The sequence below is a fragment of the Phyllobacterium sp. YR620 genome (genome assembly GCF_900104165.1).
Taxonomy (GTDB): domain Bacteria; phylum Pseudomonadota; class Alphaproteobacteria; order Rhizobiales; family Rhizobiaceae; genus Phyllobacterium; species Phyllobacterium pellucidum.
In genome coordinates this window covers 358,072-373,629 of the sequence record NZ_FNJP01000003.1, presented here as the reverse complement: position 1 = coordinate 373,629, position 15,558 = coordinate 358,072, and the positions used below count along the sequence as shown (strand labels likewise).

At 58.0% G+C, this 15,558-nt stretch carries 19 protein-coding genes; 3 read left to right on the top strand and 16 right to left on the bottom strand.

Features of this window, described 5'->3' with window-relative positions; genetic code table 11:
* Nucleotide 1: 1 nt before the first annotated feature.
* The 3 genes from BLR72_RS13610 to BLR72_RS13600 are packed head-to-tail and all read right to left on the bottom strand — an operon-like array spanning nucleotide 2 to nucleotide 1,845.
* Complete coding sequence (locus BLR72_RS13610) at nucleotides 2-757, bottom strand: alpha/beta fold hydrolase (RefSeq protein WP_027232524.1); 756 nt, start codon at nucleotides 755-757, stop codon at nucleotides 2-4.
* A gap of 12 nt (nucleotides 758-769) precedes the next feature.
* A complete protein-coding gene (locus tag BLR72_RS13605; RefSeq protein ID WP_091949346.1) occupies nucleotides 770-1,255 on the bottom strand; it encodes a DUF192 domain-containing protein in 486 nt (161 codons plus the stop codon).
* An 8-nt stretch (nucleotides 1,256-1,263) separates the two neighbouring features.
* Nucleotides 1,264-1,845 (bottom strand): cold-shock protein, encoded by a 582-nt coding sequence (locus tag BLR72_RS13600; RefSeq protein WP_027232523.1) that lies wholly within the window; start codon nucleotides 1,843-1,845, stop codon nucleotides 1,264-1,266.
* Between the two features lie 271 nt (nucleotides 1,846-2,116).
* Between BLR72_RS13600 and BLR72_RS13595 the strand changes: the two genes are divergently transcribed.
* Entirely contained in the window at nucleotides 2,117-2,557 is a 441-nt protein-coding gene (locus BLR72_RS13595) for a VOC family protein (protein ID WP_091949343.1), read from the top strand.
* A 153-nt stretch (nucleotides 2,558-2,710) separates the two neighbouring features.
* A complete protein-coding gene (locus BLR72_RS13590; protein ID WP_091949340.1) occupies nucleotides 2,711-4,243 on the top strand; it encodes an acyl-CoA carboxylase subunit beta in 1,533 nt (510 codons plus the stop codon).
* Between the two features lie 34 nt (nucleotides 4,244-4,277).
* Here BLR72_RS13590 and BLR72_RS22285 read toward each other — a convergent pair whose 3' ends face one another.
* From BLR72_RS22285 to BLR72_RS13540, 11 genes are all read right to left on the bottom strand, one after another.
* Nucleotides 4,278-4,460 carry a hypothetical protein gene (locus tag BLR72_RS22285; RefSeq protein WP_139202531.1) on the bottom strand — a complete coding sequence of 61 codons (183 nt, stop codon included), beginning with the start codon at nucleotides 4,458-4,460 and terminating at the stop codon, nucleotides 4,278-4,280.
* A 327-nt stretch (nucleotides 4,461-4,787) separates the two neighbouring features.
* Nucleotides 4,788-4,967, bottom strand: a complete 180-nt coding sequence (locus BLR72_RS13585; protein WP_091922603.1) for a hypothetical protein — start codon at nucleotides 4,965-4,967, stop codon at nucleotides 4,788-4,790.
* A gap of 72 nt (nucleotides 4,968-5,039) precedes the next feature.
* Nucleotides 5,040-5,405 (bottom strand): GFA family protein, encoded by a 366-nt coding sequence (locus BLR72_RS13580; RefSeq protein WP_091949337.1) that lies wholly within the window; start codon nucleotides 5,403-5,405, stop codon nucleotides 5,040-5,042.
* A 53-nt stretch (nucleotides 5,406-5,458) separates the two neighbouring features.
* On the bottom strand, nucleotides 5,459-6,634 hold the full coding sequence (locus BLR72_RS13575; protein WP_091949334.1) for a BaiN/RdsA family NAD(P)/FAD-dependent oxidoreductase: 1,176 nt from the start codon (nucleotides 6,632-6,634) through the stop codon (nucleotides 5,459-5,461).
* Nucleotides 6,631-7,425, bottom strand: coding sequence for a YdcF family protein (locus BLR72_RS13570; protein ID WP_091949331.1), 795 nt, complete (start codon nucleotides 7,423-7,425; stop codon nucleotides 6,631-6,633). Before BLR72_RS13570 ends, BLR72_RS13575 begins: the two co-directional genes overlap by 4 nt.
* Nucleotides 7,425-7,904 (bottom strand): GNAT family N-acetyltransferase, encoded by a 480-nt coding sequence (locus BLR72_RS13565; protein WP_091922598.1) that lies wholly within the window; start codon nucleotides 7,902-7,904, stop codon nucleotides 7,425-7,427. The genes BLR72_RS13570 and BLR72_RS13565 overlap by 1 nt, the downstream gene beginning before the upstream one ends.
* Nucleotides 7,895-9,376 carry an Asp-tRNA(Asn)/Glu-tRNA(Gln) amidotransferase subunit GatA gene (gene gatA, locus BLR72_RS13560; RefSeq protein ID WP_091949329.1) on the bottom strand — a complete coding sequence of 494 codons (1,482 nt, stop codon included), beginning with the start codon at nucleotides 9,374-9,376 and terminating at the stop codon, nucleotides 7,895-7,897. The genes BLR72_RS13565 and gatA overlap by 10 nt, the downstream gene beginning before the upstream one ends.
* An 18-nt stretch (nucleotides 9,377-9,394) precedes the next feature.
* Nucleotides 9,395-9,877 (bottom strand): GNAT family N-acetyltransferase, encoded by a 483-nt coding sequence (locus BLR72_RS13555; RefSeq protein WP_027232514.1) that lies wholly within the window; start codon nucleotides 9,875-9,877, stop codon nucleotides 9,395-9,397.
* 5 nt (nucleotides 9,878-9,882) lie between these two features.
* Nucleotides 9,883-10,170: an Asp-tRNA(Asn)/Glu-tRNA(Gln) amidotransferase subunit GatC gene (gene gatC / locus BLR72_RS13550; protein ID WP_091949326.1), complete on the bottom strand. Its 288-nt coding sequence runs from the start codon at nucleotides 10,168-10,170 to the stop codon at nucleotides 9,883-9,885.
* Between the two features lie 86 nt (nucleotides 10,171-10,256).
* Nucleotides 10,257-11,849 (bottom strand): hypothetical protein, encoded by a 1,593-nt coding sequence (locus BLR72_RS13545; protein ID WP_091949323.1) that lies wholly within the window; start codon nucleotides 11,847-11,849, stop codon nucleotides 10,257-10,259.
* A 51-nt stretch (nucleotides 11,850-11,900) separates the two neighbouring features.
* Nucleotides 11,901-12,605 (bottom strand): metal-dependent hydrolase, encoded by a 705-nt coding sequence (locus BLR72_RS13540; protein ID WP_091949320.1) that lies wholly within the window; start codon nucleotides 12,603-12,605, stop codon nucleotides 11,901-11,903.
* Nucleotides 12,606-12,722: 117 nt separating this feature from the next.
* Between BLR72_RS13540 and ruvX the strand changes: the two genes are divergently transcribed.
* Nucleotides 12,723-13,223, top strand: a complete 501-nt coding sequence (gene ruvX, locus BLR72_RS13535; RefSeq protein WP_091949621.1) for a Holliday junction resolvase RuvX — start codon at nucleotides 12,723-12,725, stop codon at nucleotides 13,221-13,223.
* On the opposite strand, the gene BLR72_RS13530 is transcribed toward ruvX, so the two are convergent.
* Complete coding sequence (locus BLR72_RS13530; RefSeq protein ID WP_091949318.1) at nucleotides 13,187-13,510, bottom strand: DUF6105 family protein; 324 nt, start codon at nucleotides 13,508-13,510, stop codon at nucleotides 13,187-13,189. The two genes, ruvX and BLR72_RS13530, sit on opposite strands and share 37 nt — an antisense overlap.
* A gap of 283 nt (nucleotides 13,511-13,793) precedes the next feature.
* Entirely contained in the window at nucleotides 13,794-15,425 is a 1,632-nt protein-coding gene (locus BLR72_RS13525; protein ID WP_091949315.1) for an acyl-CoA dehydrogenase family protein, read from the bottom strand.
* Nucleotides 15,426-15,558: the final 133 nt, after the last annotated feature.

Below are 15,558 nucleotides of genomic sequence, written 5' to 3'. Positions count from 1 at the left end.
ATTACAGCGGATTCCGTTTGAGAAATTCGATGACCGCCTGCTTGAAGACCTTGTCGCCGACAGCGAGCATATGGTCGCGGTTCGGTATATCGATGGCTTCGCCCCGGGGCATGAGCGCCGCGAGGCGATGCGGGTCCCCGCCGATATCATCCTTGGTCCCGACACCCACGAGCGTCGGCTGCGTTATCCGCGCCATGTTCGCTTCGCTGATTTCCTCCTTGGAGGTGATCACGCAGGCAGCCAGCGCGACCTTGTCGCTCTGGGTCTTGTCGGCGAACATGCGGAACATTTTGCCGCGCGGATGGCTGACGGAATCTGGGTCGTCGGCCAGCAGGGCTTCCGCAATGGGCGACCAGTCGCCCGCACCCTCGACCATGCCAATGCCAAGTCCCCCGAAGATCAGGTCATGGACGCGTTCCGGATGATTGAGCGCCAGAAAGGCGCTGATGCGCGCGCCCATCGAATAGCCCATGACATGGGCTTGCGGAATATCGAGATGGTCGAGCAGCGCTGCGGCGTCGCCTGCCATCAAGGTGGGGGTATAAAGCGACCGGTCGTGCGGCTTGTCGGAATTGCCGTGGCCGCGATTGTCGATGGCAATTGCACGGTAGCCCGCTGCAGTCAGGGTCTGGATCCAGCCGGGCTGCACCCAATTGTAGAAGGAAGATGAAGCAAAGCCGTGAATAAGTAGGATCGGTTCACCCTCGCCCTCGTCCAGAAAAGCGAGCTTCAGTCCGTCATTTTCGAAGAATTGCATCGGCTGGGTCCGTCAATGACCTATGGCATTTATAGCGGGATGCCGCACCTTGTCCCCAATTGTCAAGCCGAGGCGCTTTACGGTACCGGCTTTCACCTCAACGACAAAGCGAACCGGGCCGCCCGAAGATATGATGTCACGCGAAAAAGGCACCGCATGTTCGCGGATTGCCGAGATACGACCATTGTCGTCGAGAAACAGCATGTCGAGCGCAGACGGCGTGTTTTCCATCCACATTGTAACGAGCTGGGATTCGTCGAAGACGAAGAGCATGGCGCTGTCGTCCTTAAGATCCGTGCGGAACATCAGGCCGCGCTCGCGCTCCTCGTCCGTATCGGCAACTTCGACACGAAACGGCACGTCACCGCGCGCCGTATTGATCGTCAGCGGCTTGGCGTCGATTGGAAGGTGCATCGGCCCCTGATCGAGGGCCAGGGCCGGAAAGACTGCAAATACGAGAAAGAGCAGGCTGACGAGAAACGATGCCGGGCGCGACATGGCTGGCGTCAGTGGGAAGCAGGCAACTGCGTGCCGATATCCGGGTGAATCTCGGAAGCCATCAGGCCCTTCTCGCCATGTCCGAAACGGATCAGAACCACCTGCCCCGGTCGCAGTTCGGTCAGGCCGAAGTGGCGCAGCGTTTCCATGTGAATGAAGATGTCTTCGGTTCCTTCGCCGCGGGTCAGGAATCCGAAGCCCTTGGTGCGGTTAAACCACTTGACGAGAACGCGCTCGAGCCCGCTCGATGGCGTCACCGTCACATGCGTGCGGACCGGCGGCAATTCCGTCGGGTGGACCGCGGTTGAGTTATCCATGGATTTGACGTGAAAGCACTGCATGCCGCGCTCGCCCTGCTTGACTTCGCAAACGACGCGGGCGCCTTCAAGCGCGGTCTGGAAACCGTCGCGACGCAGGCAGGTCACATGGAGGAGTATGTCTGGAAGCTCGCTATTATCGGGAACAATGAAGCCGTAGCCCTTGGCAACATCAAACCACTTTATCGCGCCCGAAACCTCGATAAGGTCCAATCCGTCACTCAAACTTTCACTATCTTGGGATTGCCGGGCTGATACTGGTCTGTCAGACATGAAGCGAGCCCCTCCTCTCCTGCAAGAAACCACTGATTCTCTTCTTCAAGAATAGCACCTGACCGCGGCCAGAGAGCAAGTATGATCTGCCTGTTTTTACTGAAAACCACAGGCAAAACTGTTGAGCATTATCTACAACCCTTGCTCGAACCGCCACAAATTTGTCGAGCTAAATAGTAAGTGTTACGAAACATCCCCGGCCCTCAACCAAAGTTACGAGTATGGTTGCAGCGCCCATCCGATCCACCTGAAAGAAAGTCCGAGGCTAAAGATGCGTTATCTTCACACCATGGTCCGTGTCCGCGATATCGATGAATCGCTTGATTTCTACTGCAACAAGTTCGGACTTGAGGAAGTTCGCCGCATGGAAAACGAGAAGGGACGCTATACCTTGATCTTTCTCGCCGCACCGGAAGACAAGGGACGATCGGCCGCCGAACGCGCGCCTGAACTCGAACTCACCTATAATTGGGACCCTGAGGAATACGCCGGCGGGCGCAATTTCGGCCACCTTGCCTACGTCGTCGACAATATCTACGAGACCTGCCAGAAGCTCGCCGACAAGGGTGTCGTGATCAACCGGCCGCCGCGCGACGGGCATATGGCATTCGTGCGCTCGCCCGACGGTATCTCGATCGAAATCATTCAGAAGGGCCCCGACCTTCCCAAGCAGGAGCCCTGGGCATCCATGCCTAATACCGGCGTCTGGTAAGCCGGCACTTTCAAAGTCCTGAGCAGTCAATGCGTCAGGCCAATGGAGCGCACGATAATCCGGGCGTTCCGCGGCGCGATAGTGCCGCAAATACAAACAGCTTCCAAGCACCCTCCTCACCTGATATCAGATCGAAGAAAGTGGGAGGATGCCATGAAGGACGTGCTGATCGAGCTTGAACGCCGCAGGAAAATTGCCCGGGAGGGTGGCGGCGCGGCACGGATCGAAGCGCAGCACAAACGTGGCAAGCTGACGGCGCGCGAGCGCATCGACATCTTTCTCGACGAAGGGTCGTTCGAAGAATTCGACATGTTCGTTGAGCATCGCTCGACCGATTTCGGCATGGAAGAAACCAAGTTTGCGGGTGATGGCGTCGTCACCGGCTGGGGAACCGTCAACGGCCGGACGGTCTTCGTCTTTGCCAAGGACTTCACTGTCTTTGGGGGTTCGCTTTCCGAGGCTCACGCGGAGAAGGTCCAGAAAATCCAGGATATGGCGCTGCGCACCCGCGCCCCTGTGGTCGGCCTTTACGATGCGGGCGGCGCGCGTATTCAGGAGGGCGTCGCGGCGCTCGGCGGCTATGCCGAGATTTTCCAGCGCAACGTGCTCGCATCCGGCGTCATTCCCCAAATCTCGGTGATCATGGGCCCCTGCGCGGGCGGCGATGTCTATTCGCCGGCGATGACCGATTTTATCTTCATGGTGCGCGATACGTCCTACATGTTCGTGACGGGACCGGATGTGGTGAAGACCGTTACCAACGAGACTGTTACCGCCGAACAGCTCGGCGGCGCTTCAATCCATACGACGAAGTCCTCGATCGCCGACGGTGCCTATGACAACGATGTGGTAGCGCTTTTGCAAATGCGCCGGCTGATCGATTTCCTGCCTGCCTCGAACACGGCCACGCTTCCCGAGATCGAATGTTTCCAGTCAACCGACGAGCCGGACCACTCGCTCGACCGGCTGGTCCCGGATAATGCCAACAAGCCCTATGATATTAAGGAGCTGATCCGAAAGACTGTCGACGAAGCCGATTTCTTCGAGATCCAGGAAAGCTTCGCCAAGAATATCGTCATCGGCTTTGGCCGCGTCGAGGGCCGGACTGTGGGAATTGTCGGCAACCAGCCGATGGTGCTTGCTGGCGTACTCGACAGTGATGCCTCCCGTAAGGCAGCGCGGTTCGTGCGCTTTTGCGACTGCTTCAATATCCCGATCGTCACGTTCGTCGATGTGCCGGGGTTCCTGCCCGGCACCGCGCAGGAATATGGCGGGTTGATCAAGCACGGGGCGAAGCTGCTCTTCGCCTATGCCGAGGCGACTGTCCCGAAGATCACCATCATTACGCGCAAGGCCTATGGCGGCGCCTATGACGTGATGGCGTCGAAGCACCTGCGCGGCGACATCAACTACGCCTGGCCCTCAGCCCAGATCGCCGTCATGGGTGCCAAGGGCGCGGTCGAGATCATCTATCGCAAGGATATCGGCGACGCCGAGAAGATCGCAGCACATACGAAGCGTTATGAAGACAGGTTCCTGTCACCATTCGTTGCCGCGGAACGCGGTTATGTCGATGAAGTGATCATGCCCCATTCCACGCGAAAGCGGGTCGCAAGGGCGCTACGCATGCTGCGCAATAAGAATTTGGAAAATCCATGGAAGAAGCACGATAATATTCCGCTGTAGTCGTGCTTCTTCCAAATATGCAAGCGCAGCAAACTTAACGGCGGAAGCTAAAACCGCCGCTGGACTCGCGCAATATCTGCGAAATCGTCCGGCTTTCGCCAGGCTGGCTCAATTTCTTGGTCGCCTTGATCAGGGTTGGCTTGGCTTTTGCAATGTTTGCAATCTTCAGTACATTTGTATCTGGCAATGATGATGTGTCTTTAGTTATTGTTATCATTCCGCAACATCTCCACTTCGAACTACTCCGTCAAACAGAGTACTCTTCCCTCAGCAGACGCATTTGTCCGCTGCATGCTACATAAATAGGGGATCTAAACCGATTTAACAAATCACTCTTTGTATCGAATTTTGACCTATATTTGAATAAAACCAGTAGATTGCGAATAGTTTCCCCGCCGATGAATAAGCATCCTGTTCATTGCGCAAAAGTGTCGGCGCACGTAATAAAATTGCGCCAACGAGGTCGGGCGGGCCTGGAAAGGCCGGGGGTGAGGCGATCAGGATAAGATGCTCGCCGTTACAGACAAAGTCGTTCAGGAACCGTTCAGCTTGCGGTAATTCCAACCTTCTTCTGAATTTCGTCAGTAGTTTCCTTGACGAAGAAGGTTAACCCGGCCGTGATCGTTACAATATGCGTTCCAGTACCATAGGGATTGAATGAAACAACGTGATTGAAATTGACGGTAACGTGGTCGCCATTAACGTCAGTCAGATTGATCCACATGGCCTACCTCCCTGTTCGACTAAAACATCGCCCCGGGTCAGGGAAGCAGGATTCTCGACCGGAGGCAACGACTTACCAGAGATTTCTCCCGTCAACCGTTTTGACCGGCAGCGAGGTGATATCGAAATCGTCGAACAGCCGAATATTGACGCTGGTGCGCGGATGTTCGAAATCCGGCTTTAAGTCGACCCAGGTCGGCAGTACCGAGAACGTGCCGCAACCGCATACGAGGCAATGATGGTGTTTGCTGAAGCCTCTGCGCGAGTAAACGGCATCCGCTTCGGGCGTCACCGAGAGCTTGACCTGATCCGGCGTGTAATAGGCCCACAGCGCCCCGCGCTTGGTACAGAAGGTACACGTGCAGGCGGTTACGGAGGCCGGCACTTCACTGACCTCGAATTTGATGGCGCCGCAATGGCAGCTTGCATGAATGGTCATGATTGCCTCCCTCAGGCGAAACAGTCATCAGCAGAATCTCAGCTTATGCAGGTTTATGCAACCTGACCCGCCGCCCAGCCCGACGACCAGGCCCATTGGAAATTATAGCCGCCGAGCCAACCGGTTACGTCGACAACCTCACCGATGAAATAAAGTCCCCTGTGCGACTTTGCCTCCATCGTTTTCTGGTCGAGATGGTCTGTATCGACGCCCCCAAGCGTGACCTCCGCCGTGCGATACCCTTCCGAACCGGCCGGCTTGATTTGCCAATCGTTGACGGCCTTTTCTACAGCCAGGAGTTGCTTGTCCGAGAGGTCGGCAAGGTGCGTATCGATCTTGCTGTTTTCCGCAATGAGCTGCGCAAGTCGCTTCGGCAGAAGCTCCCCGAGCGCAGTCTGCAGGGCTTGTTTGCCATTGCGCGAGCGCGCTCCGCGCAAGGCCTCGAAGACCTTGGTGCCAGGCAGCATCGCCACGGAGATCGTATCGCCTTCCCGCCAAAAAGACGAAATCTGCAGGATCGCCGGACCGCTGAGGCCGCGATGCGTAAAGAGCATCGCCTCGGCAAAGCTTGTACGTCCATGCGTAATCACCGCATCGACCGAGACGCCAGAGAGGGGCTTGATCGGTGCAAGCGTCTTCTCGTCGAAGGTCAGCGGGACCAGCGCCGGCCGAGTCTCCGTGACAGGGATACCGAACTGGCGGGCGATATCATAGCCGAATCCCGTCGCACCCATTTTCGGAATGGATTTTCCGCCGCAAGCGACAACAAGCGATGCACACCTGACCTTCTGCCCATCGAGGTCGATACTGTAGCCGTCGGAGATCGGTTCGATTGAACTTGCCGTTGTGCGTAAACGCATTTCCACGCCAGCACGGCTCATTTCCGTGACGAGCAAGTCGATGATCTGCCTGGACGAGCCGTCACAAAACAGCTGTCCCAGCGTCTTTTCATGCCAAGCAATGGCGTGACGATCGACGAGCGCTATAAAATCCCGCTGCGTATATCGGCGCAGGGCCGATATGCAGAAGTGGCGGTTGTTGCTGATGTAATTCTGCGGCGCGGCATTGAGATTGGTGAAGTTGCAGCGCCCGCCCCCCGATATCCGGATTTTCTCGCCGGGCGCCGCGGCGTGATCGATGATCAGCACCGAACGTCCGCGTTTTCCCGCTTCAATGGCGCACATCATGCCAGCAGCCCCGGCGCCGATGACAAGGACATCCACCTTCATGGCGAGGGAACCAGTTGGTCGATACGTCCGGTCAGCCTATAGACGGCGAGACCAATCCATTCGCGCAGCGCCATAGAGAGGTTCTGCAGCGAATCCTGGGCATTGTCCTGTGCGATACCAAGGTGCTCCTTGCCCGAAGTCCGGTAATCGGACGGCCACGGCAGGACATTGAAGCCAGCTTTGCGAAAGAGGCCCATCGAACGGGGCATATGGAACGCCGATGTAACCAGTAGCCAGGTTTGGCCGGGCTTCGCGTCAACCATGGCTTTGGTAAACATTGCATTCTCGTAGGTGTTGCGCGACTTGGATTCGAGCAGAAGGCGCTCCGGTGCGACCCCAAGAGCAGTCAGCAAGCGCGGCGCCGTCACGCCGTCCGCTTCTCCGTCGAGGATCAGGTCGCCGGCACCACCGGTGACGACCACCTTCGCCTCTGGAAATCGCCGCGCGAGAATGGCCGCCTCGACGAAGCGATCGCCGCTGCCGTTGAGCTCATAGCCGCCGCGGACGAGATTAATTCCGGCCTCGAAGCCACCGCCGAGGACGATGATGCCGTCGATCTTGTCCGGCATGGTTTGCGGGCGCAGGAAGCGGTCTTCAAGCGGATGCATCATCAGTGCGCCGACCGATGTCCAGGCGCCGACGCCGAGAATAAGAAACGACAGGCCAGCCGTTGCCAGTGCGAGGCGCCTGCGAGACAGGAGAATTGCCAGAAAAGCCAGTCCCGACAGCAAGATCGAGAAGTTGAGCGGCTGGGCAAAGAACCAGAAAATTTTCGAGGCGGCAAAGAACATCAGCCAAGCTCCGCCAGCATGTGCACCTTCTCGATTTCGCGCTCAAGGCTGGTCGACCATTCAAGGCCCTGTTCGATGATCGCGAAACCTTCGCGCCGGTAAAGCCGAATGGCGCCGGAATTGCGGGCATGCGTGCTGATGCGGGCTTTCGCATATCCAGCATCTGCTATCGCAATCTTGAGAACCCGCAGGAGTTGCGAACCAATGCCCTGCCCCTGAACGGCAGGTTCGACCCAAAGGTCGGAAATATAGTCATTATCCTTTTCGCGAGCACCCCATCCGACGATGGTTGTATCGACTTCGGCAACCGTCACGTGCTGATAGGAACTTTCGGCAAAAGACTGAAACGCCCGTTCGACATGCGAACGCATGCCCGGCAATTCAGGCTCGAACGAGAAGATATTGGATGCCCAGGCGCGGGAGCCGACTGCGGCAATTGCCGCGATGTCGGCTTCTGTTGCGCGCCTGATTACCACCATTTCGGAGCGGTGAATTTTCCGGCTGCCTGCTCGATGACGTAGCCCGCCTGAAACAGCGTTTCCTCATCGAACGGCCGCCCAATGAGCTGCAATCCAAGCGGCAGACCCTTGGCGTCGAGGCCCGCGGGTACGGCGATGCCCGGCAGGCCGGCCATGTTCACCGTGACGGTGAAGATGTCGTTGAGGTACATTTTCACCGGATCGGCCGCCATATCCTGATCGGCGATGCCAAATGCCGCCGATGGCGTTGCCGGCGTCAGGATCGCATGGACGCCCGCATGGAAGGCATCCTCGAAATCCTTCTTGATCAGCGTGCGCACCTTCTGCGCCTTCAGGTAATAGGCGTCGTAATAGCCGGCGGACAGCACGTAGGTGCCAATCATTACGCGGCGCTTCACCTCTTCACCGAAGCCGGTGGCGCGCGTCTTCTCATACATATCGACGATGTCCTTGCCCGGCACGCGCAGGCCGTAGCGTACGCCGTCATAACGGGCGAGGTTCGACGATGCCTCCGCCGGCGCAACGATGTAGTACGCCGGGAGCGCATATTTCGTGTGCGGCAAGGATATGTCGACGATCGAAGCGCCTGCATCCTTCAGCCAGGCAATGCCCTGTTGCCAGAGCTTCTCGATCTCCTCCGGCATGCCATCGACGCGGTATTCCTTCGGAATGCCGATCTTGATGCCAGCGAGCGGCTTGCCGATGGCGGCTTCGTAGTCCGGAACCGCGATATCGACCGAAGTCGTGTCCTTCGGATCGACCGAAGCCATGGACTTCAGCAGAATCGCAGCGTCGCGCACGTCCCGTGCGATCGGCCCGGCCTGGTCCAGCGACGAGGCGAAGGCAACGATGCCCCAGCGCGAGCAGCGGCCATAGGTCGGCTTGATGCCGACGGTGCCGGTAAAGGCCGCGGGCTGGCGGATGGAACCGCCGGTATCGGTCGCCGTCGCGCCGGCGCAGAGATGGGCAGCAACGGCAGCAGCCGAACCGCCGGACGATCCACCCGGTACGAGGTCCAGATTCGAGCCATTGGCGCGCCACGGGTTCTTTACGGGGCCGTAAAAGGAGGTCTCGTTCGACGAGCCCATGGCGAACTCGTCCATGTTAAGCTTGCCGAGCATGACGGCGCCGTCAGCCCAGAGATTCGCCGTGACCGTCGATTCATAGTGCGGCTTGAAGCCGTCGAGAATATGCGAACCTGCCTGGGTGTGCACGCCTTCGGTGCCGAACAGGTCCTTGATGCCGAGCGGAATGCCTTCAAGCGCCCCAGCCTGCCCGGCCGCGAGCCGCGCGTCCGATGCTTTGGCCATTTCCAGCGCCTTTTCCGGCGTCTGAGCGACATAGATGTTCAGGGCATCGTTCGCGTTCTCGATCGCCTGAATATAGGCGCCAGTGAGTTCCGTGGCGGTGATCGCCTTCGCCTTCAACTGGTCGCGCGCCTCGGCAATGGTGAGAGCGGTCAAATCGGTCATATCAGAGACTGGTCCTGTCTATTGGGCCGGCGTCAGCGCCAGCCGCTTCTCGTAAAATGCACTGTGTTCGGAATCCGGATAGTCGAGCACGACGCCGCAACGGGTGAACCCCGCGCGCTGGTAGAGCCGCCACGCCGCGTCGAAACCCGGCCCGACGCCGGTCTCAAGCACGAGGTGCGTGACGCCCCTTTCCACCGCAACGGCCGTAATCGCCTCGAGCAAAGCCGATCCCACGCGCTGGCCGCGAACGGTTGGCCGCGTAAACATGCGCTTGATCTCGCCAAGCCCGTCTGCATGCTCTTTAAGCGCGCCGCACCCGATGGCAAAGCCCGATTCATCGCGCGCGACGAAAACGGTCGTATCGGCGCCCGCCATTTCCTCGACGGTCATCTTGAACTGGAACTCGACCGGAGAAAGCGGCAACAAATGCGCATTAAGATCGGCAACAAGCGACCTTACATCATCCTGCAATGGAGTTTCGATGGCTATGGAGATGGCCATTGGTCTTACTCCACGACCTTCGGAACGACGAAGAAATTTTCCTCGTGGATCGGCGCGTTGGCGACGATATCGGCAGCCTTGCCACCGTCATCGACCTCGTCACGACGCTTCTTCATCGCGATGGGCGTCACCGACGTCATCGGCTCGACGCCGTCGACATTGACCTCATCAAGTTGTTCCACGAAGCCGAGAATGGCGTTCAGCTGGCCGGTCATGCGCTCGACATCGGCTTCGCTCACGGCAATCCGGGCTAAATGCGCGACGCGCTTGACGGTGGATACGTCGACAGACATGGGACTTCCTAAAGTTCGGGTTTTTCTTCCAGAGCTATAGTGTCCGTCGCGCGCGAGCGCAACGGACAAGACGCAGTGAAACGAGCCTATTGCTTCGGCGCATCCGCGTTATCGCTATCGCTCCCGGCATCCGGATCGATAATATTGTCGTCGAGCGTCGTTCCATCCAGCGCGTCGTCATCGTCGGGTGTCGCGACCGGATCGGGTCCCTTGACAGGATTGCCATTCACGCTGACCGACCCATCCGCCTGTTGATCTACGATCCACTGCATATGTCCGTTCGGCAGCTTCGTGCCGAAATCCTTCGCAAGCTTGGCAAAGACGACGTAATTCTTGACCTCGGGCTCATGCTCGGCGGCTTTGTTCAGCCGATCGAGCGCGGCATCGAACCCGGCCATTTCCCAGGTGGTGCGGCTTGTCGGCTTCATGCCGGCAAAGGATACTTCGCCCTCCACGGTGATTTCACTTTCGGCGGTCCGAACCATGCTCTTGTCGATAACCACCTTGGGCGGATTGGTCACAAAGGCCGCAGCGGCATTTGACTCAAATGCATCCGAAAACGGCTCGTCGCGACGCAGGTCCATATCCGCCACGGCGGCCTTCACCAGGGTTTCCAGATCAACGCTTTCCGCGCCAAAGGCAAGTTCGACATCGGTAGGCAGGAACGGCAGGCCCCAATCCGGTATAGGCAAGGCCGGATAGGTGAGGCCGTTGGTTCGAAGTGCAAAGTGATAGCCACCGTCCTTGCTGATACCGTCGAAATCCATCTCCTGCACGATGTTCTTGGCTGTGAATTTGCCGAGCGGCGTATCGATATCGAGCCCAGCGAACCGATATGTCCCCGTCAATTCCTCCCAGATCGGCAATACCGCAAGGAGCTTGCCCTTCAGTTCCGCCTGCTGCGGGTCGGTCAGCGTCTTCGTGTCGGAATGGGCGACAAAATAAGCCCATAGGTCCAGAATTTCGAGATTGCGTGCGCCCTTGGCATCCGCCGAGTACGTCACTTCCCCGCTGCTGAAAACCACCTTCGACGGCGGTGCGGGAAGGGTCGGCGCCGGCGTAACAGCGCCATCATCCGGTGCCGCTGGAAGCGGGGATTTCAGCGAGATCGTTTCGACGAAGTTACCTGTGGTTTGAGTATAACCCATATCGACGCCGCCGGCAGGATTTGCCATCCCGTTCAATTGGCCTTTCACCGGGCCGGCAGTCACGTCGGCGGCTTGGGTACCGGCCGCCACCCTCATCTTCATGCCATCGTAGGAAAAATCGGACTTGCTGAATGTACCGAGTTTCGGGTCAAAAACACCGTTCATTTGGGCATTCTTGACCGACCAATACGTCGACCCCGTAAACGTTGACGTGTCGATCCAATCAGGAGGGGTTGCAGTCGATATGTTCCACGTTCCGTCGGCCAGCGGCCGGGCGAGCAGGTCAGAGCTAATAAAATCGCCATTAACGCCGCGACTGGGCATTCCTTTGAAAAGCTCCGCCAGGCTCAAGGTGATACGGTAGTTATCCCCGGCGGGCGCAACGTTCACGATCTTGCCCTCGATCGCGGACCGGCCGAAATATTTCGCCAGCGTATCGGCGAGCGCCTTCGCGCCATCCGCATCGACGGTTTGAGCGAATGCCGGCCAGACCGATGTCATCAAGAGGGAAGCAAAAAGCAGTCTGCGCACGTCATTTCTCCAGGCGTCGATACGAGCCAGCGTTGATCTAGCAACTTCAATTCAAATGGTAAATTGCTGATTCGTTGTCGGAACTACGACTTTAGTTTCACCACCTTCCATTCCGGCCACGAATTTCTCCGGGGTCTGGTCGATTATGCGAAATGAGCCGTAATGACAGGGAATGGCGTGTTCGAACTTGAAATATCGCCGCGCCGCAAGGGCCGCCACCGCACCACCCATGGTGAAACGGTCGCCAACCGGCAAAATACCGATCTGCGGATTGTGCAGTTCGTTGATCAGCGCCATGTCCGAGAAGATATCGGTATCGCCCATGTGATAAAGCGTCGGATCGGCATCGAAATGCAGCACCACGCCGTTCGCGCTGCCGAGGGAATGCGACACGCCGTCTTCGGTTAACTGCGCCGATGAATGCAATGCGTTGACATAAGTGACCGTAAAGCCGTCATAGGAAACCGTACCGCCCGTATTGGTGGGATCGACCCGGGCGACGCCTTTAGAAGCGAGCCACGACACAAGGTCGGCGTTGCCAGTGACAAGCGCACCGGTTTCCTTGGCCATCGCGATCGTGTCGCCCACGTGATCGCCATGGCCGTGCGTCAGGATAATGTGGTCGACGCCCCTGGTTGCTTCCTTGATGTCCACGCCCTTGGCGCCGGGGTTCCCGTTCAGGAACGGATCGATCAGAATCGTTTTCTTTGCGGTTTCGAGCCGGAAAGCCGAATGGCCAAGCCAGGTAATTTTCATGTCTTTATCCCTTCATTCACTGGATGCTCGCCACGCTGCCGTAGAAGCGGTATGTGTCAGGTGTGCCGGATTAAAGCGATCGATCGATCCGCATTGCAAGTGCAGGAAGCAATCAAATTGACGGTATTGGCAATTGAAGAACTTGAGACGCGCGTGGCGGAGGGCAAGACGCTCGCCGGTCTTGACCTTGGGACCAAGACGATCGGCATCGCGATTTCAGATCGCGGTTTCTCGTTCGCCAATCCACGCCCTGTATTGAGACGCAGCAAGTTCACGCACGATGCTCAGGATTTGCTGAAAGCGCTCAATGCCGAAAATGTCGGCGCTATTATCATCGGGCTGCCGGTAAACATGGACGGCAGCGAGGGACCGCGGGCGCAGGCGACCCGCGCCTTCGTGCGCAATATGGAAAAGCTGACGGAACTTCCATTTGTCTATTGGGACGAGCGGCTGTCGACGGTTGCGGCCGAGCGCGTTCTGATCGGAATGGATGTATCGCGCCAGAAGCGGGCCGACCGCATCGATTCAGCCGCTGCATCCTTTATCTTGCAAGGCGCTTTGGACCGTCTGCGGGCGCTGCGTCAGGAAACCGATATTGACGGAAGTTCCTTCCCGTAGCCAGCCCGCGCTGCGCGCCATTCCCTTACCCAGGCAATGATCTTGCGTCGACGGCGGAAGGCGATGAGGCCAAGGACCAGGCCGGTGTCGATTATACAAGCACGCGCAACCAGAGGTGGAATGCTTTCCGGCGCTATGCCGAGCGCCTGCCCGTAAATCTGAAACACCAGGTCATGCATCTCACGGCTGAAAAAATACATGCCCATGCTGAGGTCGTAATACGACAGGAAATACCATCCCCAAAGGAAAGTCAGCGGTCCCGCCCAGAAAATCAGGAAGCTGCGCATTCAGTAACTCCTCCAAGGGAAGCTCATAATCACTTTATCTTAACCCTACGAATTTGCAGTGCAATTTCGAACGACAGTGTTATCGTTTAAGAAGTGAACCGCAATGTAAACCGTTTGTTAAGGTTAATTTACAAAAATTTAATTCAAATTGAAGCTATTAGCGAGCCCCCGTGCGCACTCGGGATGCATTTTTGTGCGTCACTATCCGATTTTTCTGACAATGATGATGCTGCACGCGGTGCGTGCACTGCGCGGTCAAAGGTTCTGCGGCTTCCCCTGAGAATCAGGAAGCGCCCGGATAAAGCGAATTCACGATGTTCTTAGCGTTGTGGCGCGCGTCGAGCATGCCATAGGTCGTGCGCCACTGGCCGCCGAGCCGCGTTTCGATAAAGGCGTCAGCTATATCTTCCGAATGGAGATAGCGCAGTTCCGCACCGGCCGCCGCCAGTGCAAGCTGCTCGGTCAGAATACGGGCCGCACCTTCATCGTTCTCGGTGACGCGCATGGCTGCGCGCAGCACTTCGACTGTGCCCTGCCCGCCCCGTCCGAGTTGGGCCCCGATCCAGTTCAGCACTTCATCGAAAAGCTGCGGACCACGTTTGAGAACGCGAACAACATCCAGTGCCATGACATTGCCCGAGCCCTCCCAGATCGCATTGACCGGCGCCTCGCGATAGAAGCGTGCGAGATTGCCTTCCTCGATGTAACCATTGCCGCCAAGGCACTCCATCGTTTCATAGAGCATCGCGGGTGCGATCTTTGCGACCCAGTATTTGACCACCGGGGTCATGACGCGGGCGAAGGCGGCTTCGCTGCGATCCTTGGCAGCATTGTCGAATGCGCGCGCCAGGCGCATTGCAAGTGCCGTGGCAGCCGCGACATCGAGGGCCATATCGGCGAGCACGCGCAGCATGAGCGGTTTTTCGATGAGCGTCGTCTCGAACGCAACGCGGTAGCGCGCATGGTGCACCGCTTCCGCAAGCCCGGCACGCATCAGGCCTGCCGAAGCGACGGCGCAATCAAGCCGCGTCAGCGTCACCATGTCGATGATCGTTTTAACGCCCTCTCCAGGATTTCCGATCATCTGGCCAAGGGCACTTTCGAATTCGACTTCCGACGAGGCATTCGAGCGGTTGCCGAGCTTGTCTTTCAGCCGTTGAAAGCGGAATCCGTTCGAACTTCCGTCCGGAAGGATGCGCGGCACGAGAAAGCATGAAAGTCCCTCGCGGACCTGCGCGAGAACGAGGAAGGCATCGGACATCGGCGCTGACATGAACCATTTATGCCCAGTGATCCGATAAAAGCCGCTTCCATCCGGCTCGGCGCGCGTTGTATTGGCCTGAACGTCGGTGCCGCCTTGCTTCTCGGTCATCCCCATACCGAGTGTGAGACCGGCCTTCTTTGCCGGCGATTTGTTGCTGGAATCATATTTGCGAGGCAGGATCAGCGGCGACCACTCGCGATAGAGCGTGGGCGATGCCATCAGGGCCGCGAGCGAAGCGCTCGTCATTGTCAGCGGACATAGATGGCCACACTCGAGTTGGGCCGTAAGGTAGAAGCGCGAGGCGCGCGCTTGATGGCGTACGCCTGATTCCGTCTTTCCGTCTTCCCATATCGAGGAATGCAGGCCCTGCGACACCGATCGCCGCATCAAGGCATGATAGGCAGGATGGTAATCGACGACGTCGATGCGCCGGCCCTGACGGTCATGGGTGCGCAGCTTTGGCGTTTCCGCATTCGCTAGCCTCGCCAAATCCTGCGCATCGCTTGAGAGTACGAAGCGCCCGTTCTGTTCCAGTTCCTTGCGCACCTCCTGCGGGAAACGCTTGGTGATCTGCATCAGCAAGGGATCGCCGAGGTAGGCGTTAAGGCCGCTCATCGGCGGTGTCTGGTTGAGAACATCATGGGTTTTCAAGTAGCGGGTCCTGACTTGCTTGGGTAGTCGCACGCTCGGGTTTTAATCGGAATGCGGGCGCGCGCAGACTCTTTATCGTGCCAAGAATCTGACAAGCGGTTAACTCACTCAATATATGATGTGTCCGGCGTTA